Genomic DNA, 12,905 nt, shown 5'->3' with positions numbered 1-12,905 from the left:
ATTTAGGTTGAACTGTAATTGAGTCATAATTAATTCCTCCAACTTGTTTTTCGTAGCTGATAACATTGTTGACCAAAGGAATTAATTTGACTCATTTTCTTTTTACACAATTATATGGGCTTGACCCTTCAGGTTCCGACCTTAACTCTCTGTTTCCCGCTTCTTGTGTCAGAAGTTGCTCTAGGTTCCGACTCTAACTCTCTGTTTCCCGCTTCTTGTGCCAGAAGTTGCTTCAGGTTCCGACTCTAACTCTCTGTTCCCCGCTTCTTGTGTCAGAAGTTGCTCCAGGTTCCGACTCCAGCTCTCTGTTTTCTGCTTCCTATGTCAGAAGTTGCTCCAGGTTCCGACTCTAGCTCTCTGTTTTCTGCTTCTTGTGTCAGAAGTTGCTCCAGGTTCCGACTCTAGCTCTCTGTTTTCTGCTTCTTGTGTCAGAAGTTGCTGCAGGTTCCGACTCCAGCTCTCTGTTTTCTGCTCCTGTGTGAAGTTGCTTCAGGTTCCGACTCTAACTCTCTGTTCCCCGCTTCCTGTGTCAGAAGTTGCTTCAGGTTCCGACTCTAACACAACAAATTCAGCTTGCTATGTCCGAAGTTCCCACCTGTCCTAACAATTCCAGCGGCTAACTTATATTATCCGTGACGTAATCATGCCTTCAATTTGATTAATCTGCTCAAGCAGTCCAGGGATCACATCGCCATTCACTTTATTATCGATGTCAATCATGGTGTACGCATATTCACCGCGGCTGCGGTTTACCATGTCTGCGATATTCAGCTGATAACTTGAAATGGAAAGTGTGATTTGGCCGACCATATTTGGGATGTTTTTATGAAAAGCAGTGAAACGCCGCTTGCCCGTGTAAGGAAGCGCAGCATTTGGGAAATTCACTGCGTTTTTGACATTGCCTGTTTCAAGGAAGTGCTTCACCTGGCGTGCAGCCATGACTGCACAGTTTTCTTCCGATTCCTTAGTTGATGCACCAAGGTGTGGAATGGCCACTGCGTTTTTCATTTTAAGGATATTTTCATTTGGGAAGTCTGTAATATACTTGCCCACTTTTCCGCTTTCAAGGGCAGCTGCCATATCTGCTTCATTCACAAGCTCTCCACGTGAGAAATTCAGGATGTGGACACCCTTTTTCATTATGCTAAACGTTTCATCATTGAACATTTCCCTTGTATCATCGGTTAAAGGAACATGCACAGTGATATAGTCAGACTCTGCAAACACCTGCTCAATGCTCATAGCGCGCTGAACATTTCGGGACAGGTTCCAGGCTGTGTCGACAGAAATAAATGGATCAAAGCCAATAACATCCATATCAAGTTCAAGTGCATCATTGGCCACAAGTGCCCCGATTGCCCCCAATCCGATAACGCCGAGCGTTTTGCCTTTAATTTCTTTTCCGACAAATTGCTTCTTTCCTGCTTCTACAAGCTTAGGGATCTGGTCTCCTTCATCTTTCAGCGTTTTCGTCCAGGCGATGCCGGCAAAAAGATTCCGTGATGAAGCCATTAAAGAAGTAAGTACCATTTCTTTAACTGCATTCGCATTGGCACCAGGTGTATTAAACACGACAATTCCCTGTTCAGTGCATTTCTCCACCGGAATATTATTCACGCCTGCTCCTGCTCGGGCGATTGCTTTTAATCGATCCCCAAATTCCATTGAATGCATATTAAAGCTGCGAAGAACAATGGCGTCAGGATTGTCGCTGTCATTATCAATTGTAAAATAATCCTTGTTAAACACTTCAAGTCCGCTTGGTGCGATTGCATTTAGTGTTTTAATCGTCTGCACTTTGTCTAAAGTCATGATACTCACTGGATTCTCCCCTTTTCAACTAACTTTGTAAGATTTTTAAACAGAAAGAGGTAAGGGTAGATTCCCTTACCTCTGCCCAGGCGAACGGCTTCGACACTATGTGCTCCCCCGCGGTGATCCGCGTCTCGCCAGTTACACATAGCCTTTTCGGTTTTATAAATCTTATCAAAGTCTTCTGAAAACTTCAACCCTTTAAAGCGCTTACAAAAATAAAAAATTAAAATTATTTTTTATGACTAATAAAGTATATTTTTCTAAATTTGTCCATTATGCTGCAGACAGGCTTTTTACCCCTAATTCATTTCTTGATTTCAAGCAACACTTGGTTCCTATTAAGTTTATAAAAGAAAAAACATGTTAAACCTAATACATATCCTAATACCTGCAGGTGAATCATATGCGTGCTATGATCATTCTTTTTTCACTCCTAGCCGGTACATCCGGCCTGATTGTTATACTTGATTATATCCAGGGCCATTCAATTTTTGAATCCTGGGAAAGCATAAAAATTGCTCTGTCTTCCGCGCAAGGAGAAGATTACTTCCTTATCATAATTTTTATCCTTGGTTTATTCGTTATGTACTGGTTACATGAAAAGAAGAAAAAGTAATCGCTATTCTACACTTTTCCCTGTTTCCATTTACGCTGGATGGATGCCAGTACGAGCAAAGCGGCTGGAATGGCGAATTGGAAAGCAATATGCAGGAAATAAGGGACTACTTTCAATCCTTCATCCAGATGGCTTTGATAGCTTGGTGCAATCATAATGGATGAAATACAAATAATCCCGCCCATAAAATAGGAAGTGAACACATTTGGCTTCATTTTAAAAAGATTATTCATTCCGATTACCGCACAATAGAAAAATAGGCCCACTTTAATAAACCCTAGAAAAACAATCAATAGGATTATAAGAGGATCCAGACGCTGAATAAATCCTCCAATCTGAATATAGCCGACAGCAGCCAATGCCGGGAAGGCCGAACGCTCAAGGAGATCTGCACCAAGAATACAAATTAAGAGCATAATATTAATGGTTAAATAAATACCAACATACGCAATTGCCATACTCCCTGTTTTTAAAATCTTTGTCTTCCGTTTCATTAAAGGAAGAATCATCGTAAATATAATCAACTCTCCGTAAGGAACCGTCATATTAACCGGAAAAATCTCTCTGAAGACCGGTTTCCATCCTTTAGCTAAAACAGGCCGCAAATTTTCCAGATGTATCAAGTCACTGATCACATAGAATATCAGGATTAGCAATAAAGTGACTGTCATGATGGCGAAGCAGATAATCCCTGCTCTTGCAAATACCTCAAAACCTAAATGAACTGCGTATACCAACGCAAACACCATACAGATACCCAGCGTAATAATGGAGGTTTTGGCATAAGGAGAACTGATCAGTAATTCCTCAACATCACGTAAAACCCTGGACGCAATATAAATGAAATAAATAATGTACATATAGCTTATAAGGCTTCCCAGATATTTCCCTAAAATCTTTTTCACGTATTCTGTCAGCGGCAAATCCGGATGCTGTCTGTAAAGACGATAGTAAACAGCAAAGATTATCAGCCCGGCAATGGGTGAAAGAATCGTAACGATCCATGCGTCCTGGCGGGCACCGCTTCCAAGATCCAGAAACACAGCTGTCCCGAACAAAAAAAGGACTATTAAGCAGAATAATTGTAATCCATCAATCTTATCTTTTGGCATTTACTTCACATCCAGAATTATTGTAATTTATATGGATCTGTCAGTAATCCTGCGTTCGTTATTTTCGCATTCACATTTACCTCAATATCCGCAGTTTTAAATAGCTTATTCCATTCTTTCTTATGTTTTTTCCAGTAATCCGGATTATTAATGGATAGTTTTCTGCCGAACCCGAATACATCGGTTTCCATTTCCTGCGCCATTTTGATTGTTTCCCTTATTTGGCTTTCGGCCACGGTTTCTAATTTTTTCTCAATCTTTCTAATTTCTTCATCACTATCAATTTTTATATAGCATTCCAGTTCAGCAATATAGCCCTTAATATCTGCATCAACTGCCAGAGTTAATTTTGGTTTTAACTCTGTCTTAATGGTCGACCTTATTCCCTTTGTCGTGACGGTCAATTTTTTTTTACTGTTACAGGGCAGCGGAAAGGATGTATATTCAGCGGCTGAATTGATTATATGGGCTGTTCTTGCGAATTTGCCGTCAAACCAGCCGGCTAATTGATCTTTTTTAAATAGTGCCAATCCCGTTACCTCTACGACTGGAGGCTTGATGTCCTGCAGGTTATCCGTCTGATTCTGAGATTTAAGCGGTTTGTTCAAATGAATGCCTGACAGCAAAAGGTTCTGCCCTTCCCCTGATAAAAGGGAGATGGCCCGGTATATAGGAACGATTTCAGAGATGGCGTACATTTTTTCATTATTCTCGCTGGTGCTGATAATACTTTTCGTTGGATTGGATTCCAGCGGTTCAATGACCCCCAGCACTTCTTCCGCAGTCGTGTCCCTCGCAATAAAAACCGGGAACGATGAGCGTGATTCCCCTCTTTCAAACACATCAAATATATGGCCCAGCCCCTCTCTTGCAAGAGCCTCTCCAATCACAATCAGAGATAAATGAGTAACACTGTTCTCTCTTGGAATGATTAAAGACGCCATCCGGTAGGCTTCAATAAAGGTTTCTGCTTCGACTGTGTAATTAATAACCGGAAGGCTATTTCCAGCCCCATTTTGCGAAAAATAACCTGGATTGATTACTTGATACGTGACCCGATAGCCTGTTTCTCTTTCCTGGGGGAGGTCTATGCCAATAGCAATTATTAAACCGACTTCATTTAAATCTCTATAATTGGAACAGCCCGTTAGTAAACCCATTATCAACAGGACCGAAATGACTTTTCTCATGAGTTCATCCCTGCTCTTTTAATTGAATTACGAATAATGGGACTCACTTGGATGAGGTCCCTATCCGGACTAAACTGTCTTTCAAACCGCTGACTCTGACCGGTGAGAGTGGAGTGAGATATGGGACTCCTACTGATTTAAGACTGCAAAGGTGCAGAATAATGCATAAAGAAAACAGGATAATTCCATAGAATCCAATAAAAGCCGCGGCAAAAATAAGAATGAATCGCATCCCGCGTGCGGCGTTCACAATATTAGGGTTAGGCAGTGTGAAGCTTGAGATAGCTGTCGTTGCCACAATGATTACAATTGCTGCTGAAACAAATCCTGCTTCGACTGCAGCCTGCCCGAGAATAAGTGCCCCTACAATGGAAACAGCCGGACCAATGGCCCTTGGCATTCGGATCCCCGCTTCCCGCAGAACTTCGAAAGCCAGTTCCATTACCAGAAGTTCCACAATGGCCGGAAACGGAACCTGTTCTCTTTGTGCCATGAGTGTCACCATTAAAGTAGTAGGGATTAAGCCATGGTGATGCGTGATCAGGGCTAAATAAATGGCCGAGGCATACATGTTAACGTAAAAAGAGCCAACCCGAATGAGTCTTAGAAAGGAACTCACCAGGTAATTTGCATAATAGTCTTCAGGAGACTGAAAAAATTGGATAAAAAAAGCCGGCAGAATCAATGCAAATGGTGTTCCCTGTATAATGATGGTGATTTTTCCTTCTAATAGGTTAGCTGCGACCACGTCTGGCCTCTCCGAATTCTGGAAGAGCGGAAAGATCGTTTTTCTGTTGTCCTTTAAGGCTTCTTCCACATAATTTGTGTCCAGTATACTGTCCATATCGATTTTACAGATTCTTTCCTTCACTTCCTTGATGATTTCCTCTTTCGCTATGCCCTCCATATATAAGATGCCTATATCGGTTTTGGTCACTTTCCCTACTTTTGTCTGTTCTATCCTTAGATTGTTATTTTGTATTCTGGCACGGATCAGTGAAATATTCGTACCTAAATTCTCTGTAAATCCATCTTTTGGCCCTTTTACCACCGTTTGTGTAGAAGGTTCAGTAATAGTTCTTGATTGAATCTTTCCTGTTCCTGCAAGGATCGCCTCTGAATGCCCTTCTATCAAAATAACCGTGTCCCCGCTCAGCAAACCGCTCACTATTTCGGACCATTCATCAATGGTGTTTACCTTAGATACCGAAAGGATTTGAGCTATTTCCCTGGACCAATTTTGAATAGGTTTTTGTTCATGACTCCATGCAAGAATAGGATGGAGAACATTGTCATGCAGGCTTTGTTCGTCAACGATACCCTGGATATGTATGATAGCTGCTTTACCATGGTTTGAGAGGAATATATTTCGGACTGATAGATCGGAGCTGTTGCCAAACTGCTCTTTTAAGTATTCAATATTGGAGGCTATACTCTTGCTTAGCTTTTTATGGTGTCTGTAATGTTTCCGGAACACAGTAAATCTCCTTTGGAAAACAATCTTATTTTGTTAGTGTGCCCGGTACCATTTGGAATATGAATAACTTGTTTTTTAAATAGGCTCTTTACGCAAAGTTTGTTGCTATTTGTATATAATTTACTGAGTTGATTTGAAGGGAAGGTGCGAGATCCTCGAAAATGCATTCGCATTCTCTTCGTGCGGTGTTTATCAAGGTAGCCAATTCAGAGTCCTTGCGGGATTAGCAGGACTGGTGAGACCCGCAGATGCGTAGCGTCGAGGAGGCTCACAGTCCGCCCCGCGGTTCGCTGAGCATCCTCTCACTGCAATCAACGGACTACATTGATAAGCGGAAAACAACAATTTATACGAAAAGAGCCTTTAAATACAAAAACCTAACCAATCAGGTTAGGCATTCATTATTCTATATTAACCGTGATTCCTTCACCTCAGAATCTGTGGAACACTCATACTCACCAGAGTATTCCACAAGTCCAATCTCGCAATTTTTCCCGATCTTGACATTTTTGCCTCTGACGACCTGAGCTGAGGTGCCTTCGAGTTCGATGTCATCCCCTTCAATTAATTCCGCTTCGAGCTTTAATGGAAATAGCGATTTGATTAATTTAAATAGGCTTTCTCTATGCTGAGCCACTTTTATCTTTCTTCCGCCAATCTCTTTCGCTTTGCTTTCTCCAAATAGTTTAATATCGATTGTTTCTGCGTTCAGTAAACCATCTATCTTAAAAGCCCCTTCCGCATGGAAAATCTCCGCTTCACAGTCCCCTGCAATCTTTGCTTTCCCATTCAGAACCATTTCATCGCATTTCACAGAACCTCCAATGGCTGAACTCCCGGACACCTCAAGCTTTCGGCTTAGGACAGCTTCTGAAATGGAGGCAGAGCCATTGACCGATAAGGATTCAGCTTTTACTACTCCATGGATCTTGGCTGCACCGCTGATTTTTCCTTTTTCAGTTTTTACGTTCCCATGGATTGTACCGGTGCCATTACAATTGAATTTCTCACATTCTATATCATTATTTACTGTTCCCTTACCATTGATCTCAACTTTATGAAAAGCTCCGCCATTAACCGATCCAACTCCATTAATGATTAAGTTCCCCAATGCTTTCGTTTCCAAAGTAATTCCTCCTAAGTCAATTTTGATTTTAATTCTTCTGCACACTGTTCTATCGATATAGAGGCAGCCAATTTTGTTCCTTTTTCAAGTAAGACCCCTTCACCGCTCATTGAAACCAGGCAGCTGGATATCCCGAGTTTTCGAATAAAACAAATCACTGCCTTTGGCTGCTGTAGTATTTTTTGATGGTCATTCAGCAGCTGAAGTAGCATCTTCCCTTCCTCCATATGGATATTCCCCGATTCGAGCAGGTTGGAAAGAATATAAAGCTTAAGGATTTCATGATAATTAAATTCGTCCATTTCCCCCTGTGTTTCAAGAAAGATATTCAAAACAGGCTCGGAAACGATCCCTTTTTCAATCAGACCCTCTTTTGTCAGCTTTAGATTTGAAGCACTTAGTGAAAACAAATCAGCAAGTTCATCCAATGAGAGACTATCCTTCATCATCTGGACTTTTTCGACCCGCTCGAGAATTTTCTCTTTTGGAAAAAATGTCTCCTGCCCAGTAAAAGTTGATTTCCGGACAAACCAATCCTCAGGTATCAGATTCTTTCTTTTCCATCTGTATAGCTGACCATAAGAAATACCAGTCAAATCCAATACTTCTTTTTTTGAAATTAATTGATCACTCAATTCCAGGACTCCTTTCTGATGATTCGATTGTAACATAACACTGTTACGTTCGGAATATTATTTCATTCTTTTTTTGCTGAGTTTTTTCGACATATATTGTGTTTTGCGCCATAAAATCACGGCTATAACAATTTTCGCGGTGAAACAATGTTCTATTAACATAAAGAAACCTGGCTCACATAGAACCAGGTTTCCATTCATTCGTATACTTTTAGTAAGTTATACTGCTTTCCAATATACCGGTAATTTTGCCTGCGGTACATCTCCTTTGGGGTATCATCCCCATCCGCCACAAGAATGATCGTTTTATCCTTATACTGATCCATCACTGATTTCTGCAGAGAGCTGCCGATGCCTCTTTTCTGAAAATCCTCATGGACTATCAGCCCATCAATTTCAGCTGTTTGTTCCCTAATAATGACATCAACAGATCCAGCTGGCTTTCCTTTGTAAAATGCAATAAGCTGCTGAATGCTGTCATCGCTGTAATGTCTTAAATGTTGTGCTTTCTTTGTCTCCGCAAAATTTTCCCCATACACCGAATCCTGCTCATATTGAAATTCCAAATAATCGTTCATTGTCTTATCCGTAACATTTTCGACTATGATTTCTTCCCTTTCCTGGACTTCCGGAAAATCAGCCGGAAGAATCGCAAATAACTCCAAGAACCCCACAGTATAATCTTCATCCCGCTGAAAGTAAGCCACAAGCTCTTCAGAAAGCTCTTCGTCATCCGGAAAATAAAACCTTACATGCTTTTGGCCATATTTCTGATGAAACTCTTTTAAATATTGATGTGCATTCTTAAACTCCTGAACGGAGGGCATTCTTTTAAAGGAAATAAAATTGCTGTCATACTGAAGGAGCATGTCAGGATTATGATTATGAATAAATAGGGCATTTTCCAGAACAGCGTGTCCCGGTTTATAAATATCATGAAATGTGATCTTTTCCATCGGTTTCTCCTAAAACATTTTTATAAATATTTATACTCTCTATCTGTTATGAGCACATCATGACAGCGAAGCAGACTATTCTTTAATTCCATCGGGGTGCTGGAGTTATTATAAGCACACAGGGAAATCAGGCCATGCTCAGTAACCGCCTTAAAAAGCTTCTTTTCATATTGTTCAACTAAAGGAATATATTCATTTACGTTTCCCCACTCCACCTGACCCCATGTGAATACCAATGGACTGCTATCTAAGTAGGGCTGAATGTGTTTAATAAAAAAATTGAACACTGTATCAGGATTAAAATTACCGTTGGAGTAATAAAAATCATAATTATTCATAAAATGAACTCTGCTTAATTCCTCTTTTCCTAACAAATTAGTTAATTCTTTATTAATAAGAATATAATTCCGGTCATTCTCCACAAGCAAAACATGTCCGCCGCATCTTATACCTGTCGTTATGTACGAGACCGCATTTTGAATATAGCAATCCAATTGATCATAGTGATAAAGAATATGGCCACCGTTTGACTTTCGCAGATCATCAATTAAATCTATTAATAATTCTTTCATTGATATGTACCCTTAGAACGAAAAATATGTTTGATATAAAATTCACTCTCCATTTGCTAATCGGCCCCTCCTTGCTTCTTTTCTTAATTATATCCAAAAATTGAAGAAATGGGTGTGTTTCATCAAGGTTTCCCGTCCATGGTTCAAATAAAAACTCGAGGTAAGTTCCTCGAGTCTGCTGTAATTGTAAAAATTGATTCATTCTTCCACATCCGCCCCGGCTATTTCATCAAAGCTAATTTTCTCAAGCTCTCCGCTCTCCAGTTCAAGATATATCTTTCTGCTGATGCTATCCAGCCGGTTTACCCTCCCTTTGTATTCGCAGAAGAAGCCTTCCCGCCAGACTTTTACTTTCAAAGGATATGCAAATTCCATTGCATAGTGTACTTTGTTTTCATATTCTTCCAATTCATATTCATCAATAAGCGGCTTGTTTTGAGCCATTTGTTCCTTTTCCAACTTTCTTAGCATAGCCCGGTGTTCCGGCATGAAGTGAGCAGGCTGCCATTTTATTTTTCCTCTGTCTTTTAGCGGCATATTAAATCCCTCCATACTTTATTATAGAACATTTGTTCTATTTTATAACCAAAAAAACAGAAAAAGATTAAGTTGGTTCATTTGGATAATAAATGTACGAATGGTAAAATACACTTTAACTCTAAAAAAAGATTGGTGAAACAATGAAGCAGCTGCAAACCAAACACAGGTGGATCGGACGCCTGCTGGCATCCGATCCCGGGCTGATCCGATTTCAAAAAGCCGGACGTGCCACATTAAGTTTAATGGCGTCGGTATTTACAACTTTATTACTTATGCAATTAACAGGGTCCGATGCTGCTCTCGCCCTTACTCCTGCTATTGTATCCGGAATGGCAGGCATGCTTGGCATCATGATTGTGATGGATGACTCTAAAAAAGGAAAAATGCTCACAACCGGCCTGCTTGGTTTTTCAGCAATGGCAGGGGTATCGATCGGTTCCCTGCTGGCAGAAAGCACAATCTTTACGGATATTTCCATGGCTGCATTAATATTTTCAAGCTTTTATTTGACCCGGTTTGGTGTCCGCTATTTTTCATTATGTATGATCGCATTCATGACCCTTTACTTCTCATCTATTTTGCATTTATCAGTCAGCCAGCTGCCCTCCTTTTACTTTGGGATCTGGATTGGGGTCGGGTATGCTTTCCTGTTCAATTTCATTCTTTTTCAGAACACCGGGAAGAACCTGAAAAAAAGCATCCGCTCCTTTCATTTTCAAAGTAATTTTACCTTCAATCTCTTAATTGAGGGGATTCAGAATGAGCGTATGACTACTCACCAGCGTGAAGAATTGCGGAGAAATGTGCAGAAGCTCCGAGATTATGCTGTAATCGTTTCAGAGTATATCAATGAGGATGATGTACAGAAATTTGGCCCGGGCTGAGCCCCTCCCAGCTTAGGTTATATATCTTTGACACAGGCATGCTGATTGAAACCTTGACTGACTCTATCCGCAGCTTAAAAAATGCGAATGCCCTTGACATAATAGAGCTGAGAAACCTCCTGGTCTGGGTGACCCGCGCTCTTCGTGACGCTGAAGTTCTTGCCCATCAATATGAAGAACAAAATCTTCGTGAAGCAGAGCTTGCTGTACAGGCGCTTCGCCTGCTTATTATGGATTTGTTCAACAGGGAAGACAAACCGGCAGGATGGCTATACTTGATCAGGCGGATCGAGTCCCTTGCAAACCATGTCATTGAGGGCGGTATAACCATACAGCAGGCACTTCATAAAGTAAAAGTCAATGAAATAGAAGTATCTGAAGAGACGCCTGTTGAAGATGAATCACCTGAAGAAGATAAGAGCCTCAAACCTTCCACCAAAAAAGCGTTTCAGGCATTGACTGCTGCCATTCTCTCTATCATTGCCGGCCAGATTCTTTCGCCTGACCAGCCTTATTGGGTTCTTTTGACAGCCTTTATCGTTCTGCTCGGAACCGAGTCTATCGGGCGCATTTATACGAAAGGATTTCAGCGGTCAGTTGGAACGATTATAGGAGCAGTAATTGGTTTTACGCTTGCCAAAGTGGTCAGCGGCCATTCTGTACTGGAAATCACGCTCATTTTTGCAGCAGTATTCTTCTCTTTTTATTTATTTGAAGTCTCGTATACATTAATGAGCATGTTTATAACGATGCTGGTCGCTTTTATGTATGACCTTTTACTTGGCGGAATTTCATTTTCCCTAATAAGTGCAAGGGTTATCGATACCATTGCTGGTGCCGGGATTGCATTCGGCGTTTCTCTATTTATTTTTCCTAAGAAAACGAAGGATAAAGTGGCCGATACGATAATTGATTATCTTCAAGAACTGAAACCGTATGTGTCGGCATATGTGCGAAGCTTCCGGGAAGATGTGAATGTTAAAGAGCTTTCAGGCAAAGGGTTCTTATTGGATCAAAAGCTAAAAACCATAAACGTTGAAGCACAATCGCTGATAAAGAAACCCGGATCTCCGCGTCATGCCGACGTTAACCGATGGATCACCCTTTTTTCAGCCATTAATTACTATGCGAGACATCTGGTTGCCTCTTCCTACCGGAAAGGATTCGACTATCCTGATGAGCTGATCGATGTTTTCATCAGGATTGAGGAGAAACTTGAATTAAATATTGAAACATTAATGGATCTGATTAAAGAAAGCGGAGACGGCACGCTTGTCTATAGTCTGGACAGTGAAAGGGAACAAATTGAAAGAATGGCACCACCAAGGCAGCAATCCCAGCGTGATTTAATTCATCATCTTTATTTCGTCTGGAGAATCAATAAAGCAATTGTGGAATTGGCAGAAGAGCTTGGTGCAGGGAAGGAGCAATAATGCTCCTTCCTCTTTTATTAATATAGAGATTAATAAAAGAAATATGGAGGATATACGTAATATGGATAAGGATAACCATACACGAATGGCGGAGCTAAGGCACTTCCTAAAAGCAGACCTCCCAGGAAAGGAAACCCGAAGCCAAAACCGAAACCGAACGGTCTCCTAAAACCAAAAGGTCTTCCAAACCCGAATGGTCTCCCAAAACCAAACGGTCTTCCAAATCTGAACGGTATCCCAAAACCAAATGGCCTCCTTAATTCATCACCCGGGCTAATCTGCATTAGTTCATTCAAATCATTCTGCATGTCTAGTCCTCCTCAGACTAAATTTCAGTATAAGTGTATGCAGATATTTATTTTTAGAGTAGGCTGTCACCCAGACAGAAATCCACATACAACACAAAAAAAGAGCAATGCCCGAAAGTGAACTGTGCCCCGATTTACGGACAGTTTAAAAAGCGCCTATGCGGCTAGTAAATGACCCCGGTATTGCACCGGGGTCATTTTATTTAAGCCCCATTGATAACGATGCTGGTTATATTCCTCG

General features: G+C 40.9%; 13 protein-coding genes and 1 riboswitch. Of the genes, 2 read left to right on the top strand and 11 right to left on the bottom strand.

The window, feature by feature from the left end; genetic code table 11:
• Positions 1-621 precede the first annotated feature (621 nt).
• From M3205_RS23810 to M3205_RS23770, 9 genes are all read right to left on the bottom strand, one after another.
• Positions 622-1,821 carry a phosphoglycerate dehydrogenase gene (locus tag M3205_RS23810; RefSeq protein ID WP_251172148.1) on the bottom strand — a complete coding sequence of 400 codons (1,200 nt, stop codon included), beginning with the start codon at positions 1,819-1,821 and terminating at the stop codon, positions 622-624.
• Positions 1,822-1,888: 67 nt separating this feature from the next.
• A riboswitch (ZMP/ZTP riboswitch) is annotated at positions 1,889-1,967 on the bottom strand.
• A 472-nt stretch (positions 1,968-2,439) separates the two neighbouring features.
• Positions 2,440-3,543, bottom strand: coding sequence for a GerAB/ArcD/ProY family transporter (locus M3205_RS23805; protein ID WP_251172147.1), 1,104 nt, complete (start codon positions 3,541-3,543; stop codon positions 2,440-2,442).
• A gap of 17 nt (positions 3,544-3,560) precedes the next feature.
• Positions 3,561-4,733 (bottom strand): Ger(x)C family spore germination protein, encoded by a 1,173-nt coding sequence (locus M3205_RS23800; protein WP_251172146.1) that lies wholly within the window; start codon positions 4,731-4,733, stop codon positions 3,561-3,563.
• Positions 4,734-4,776: 43 nt separating this feature from the next.
• Positions 4,777-6,210: a spore germination protein gene (locus M3205_RS23795; protein ID WP_251172145.1), complete on the bottom strand. Its 1,434-nt coding sequence runs from the start codon at positions 6,208-6,210 to the stop codon at positions 4,777-4,779.
• 406 nt (positions 6,211-6,616) lie between these two features.
• Positions 6,617-7,336 carry a polymer-forming cytoskeletal protein gene (locus tag M3205_RS23790; protein ID WP_251172144.1) on the bottom strand — a complete coding sequence of 240 codons (720 nt, stop codon included), beginning with the start codon at positions 7,334-7,336 and terminating at the stop codon, positions 6,617-6,619.
• Between the two features lie 11 nt (positions 7,337-7,347).
• The gene (locus M3205_RS23785) at positions 7,348-7,971 is read right to left on the bottom strand and encodes a YhbD family protein (protein WP_251172143.1); all 624 of its coding nucleotides are present in this window, start codon (positions 7,969-7,971) and stop codon (positions 7,348-7,350) included.
• 197 nt (positions 7,972-8,168) lie between these two features.
• The gene (locus M3205_RS23780) at positions 8,169-8,927 is read right to left on the bottom strand and encodes a GNAT family N-acetyltransferase (RefSeq protein WP_251172142.1); all 759 of its coding nucleotides are present in this window, start codon (positions 8,925-8,927) and stop codon (positions 8,169-8,171) included.
• 20 nt (positions 8,928-8,947) lie between these two features.
• Positions 8,948-9,499 carry an MEDS domain-containing protein gene (locus tag M3205_RS23775; protein ID WP_251172141.1) on the bottom strand — a complete coding sequence of 184 codons (552 nt, stop codon included), beginning with the start codon at positions 9,497-9,499 and terminating at the stop codon, positions 8,948-8,950.
• 198 nt (positions 9,500-9,697) lie between these two features.
• Positions 9,698-10,036: a YolD-like family protein gene (locus M3205_RS23770; RefSeq protein ID WP_251172140.1), complete on the bottom strand. Its 339-nt coding sequence runs from the start codon at positions 10,034-10,036 to the stop codon at positions 9,698-9,700.
• Positions 10,037-10,179: 143 nt separating this feature from the next.
• Between M3205_RS23770 and M3205_RS23765 the strand changes: the two genes are divergently transcribed.
• Complete coding sequence (locus tag M3205_RS23765) at positions 10,180-10,923, top strand: hypothetical protein (RefSeq protein WP_251172139.1); 744 nt, start codon at positions 10,180-10,182, stop codon at positions 10,921-10,923.
• Positions 10,924-10,961: 38 nt separating this feature from the next.
• Positions 10,962-12,356: an FUSC family protein gene (locus tag M3205_RS23760; RefSeq protein ID WP_251172138.1), complete on the top strand. Its 1,395-nt coding sequence runs from the start codon at positions 10,962-10,964 to the stop codon at positions 12,354-12,356.
• A gap of 29 nt (positions 12,357-12,385) precedes the next feature.
• On the opposite strand, the gene M3205_RS23755 is transcribed toward M3205_RS23760, so the two are convergent.
• Both M3205_RS23755 and M3205_RS25995 read right to left on the bottom strand, forming a co-directional pair.
• Positions 12,386-12,652, bottom strand: a complete 267-nt coding sequence (locus M3205_RS23755; protein WP_396106355.1) for a hypothetical protein — start codon at positions 12,650-12,652, stop codon at positions 12,386-12,388.
• 168 nt (positions 12,653-12,820) lie between these two features.
• A partial coding sequence (locus M3205_RS25995) for an IS3 family transposase (protein WP_396106353.1) occupies positions 12,821-12,905 on the bottom strand: 85 nt, incomplete at its 5' end.

This window comes from Cytobacillus firmus, assembly GCF_023715565.1.
Lineage (GTDB): Bacteria > Bacillota > Bacilli > Bacillales > Cytobacillaceae > Cytobacillus > Cytobacillus firmus_C.
This window is presented reverse-complemented; position numbering and strand designations above follow the sequence as displayed.

What these genes read in the sequence shown, in the direction of transcription:
- M3205_RS23805 (WP_251172147.1), bottom strand. Translation starts at nt 3,543, where the DNA reads ATGCCAAAAGATAAGATTGATGGATTACAATTATTCTGCTTAATAGTC.
- M3205_RS23800 (WP_251172146.1), bottom strand. Translation starts at nt 4,733, where the DNA reads ATGAGAAAAGTCATTTCGGTCCTGTTGATAATGGGTTTACTAACGGGC.
- M3205_RS23780 (WP_251172142.1), bottom strand. Translation starts at nt 8,927, where the DNA reads ATGGAAAAGATCACATTTCATGATATTTATAAACCGGGACACGCTGTT.
- M3205_RS23775 (WP_251172141.1), bottom strand. Translation starts at nt 9,499, where the DNA reads ATGAAAGAATTATTAATAGATTTAATTGATGATCTGCGAAAGTCAAAC.
- M3205_RS23770 (WP_251172140.1), bottom strand. Translation starts at nt 10,036, where the DNA reads ATGCCGCTAAAAGACAGAGGAAAAATAAAATGGCAGCCTGCTCACTTC.
- M3205_RS23765 (WP_251172139.1), top strand. Translation starts at nt 10,180, where the DNA reads ATGAAGCAGCTGCAAACCAAACACAGGTGGATCGGACGCCTGCTGGCA.
- M3205_RS23760 (WP_251172138.1), top strand. Translation starts at nt 10,962, where the DNA reads ATGCTGATTGAAACCTTGACTGACTCTATCCGCAGCTTAAAAAATGCG.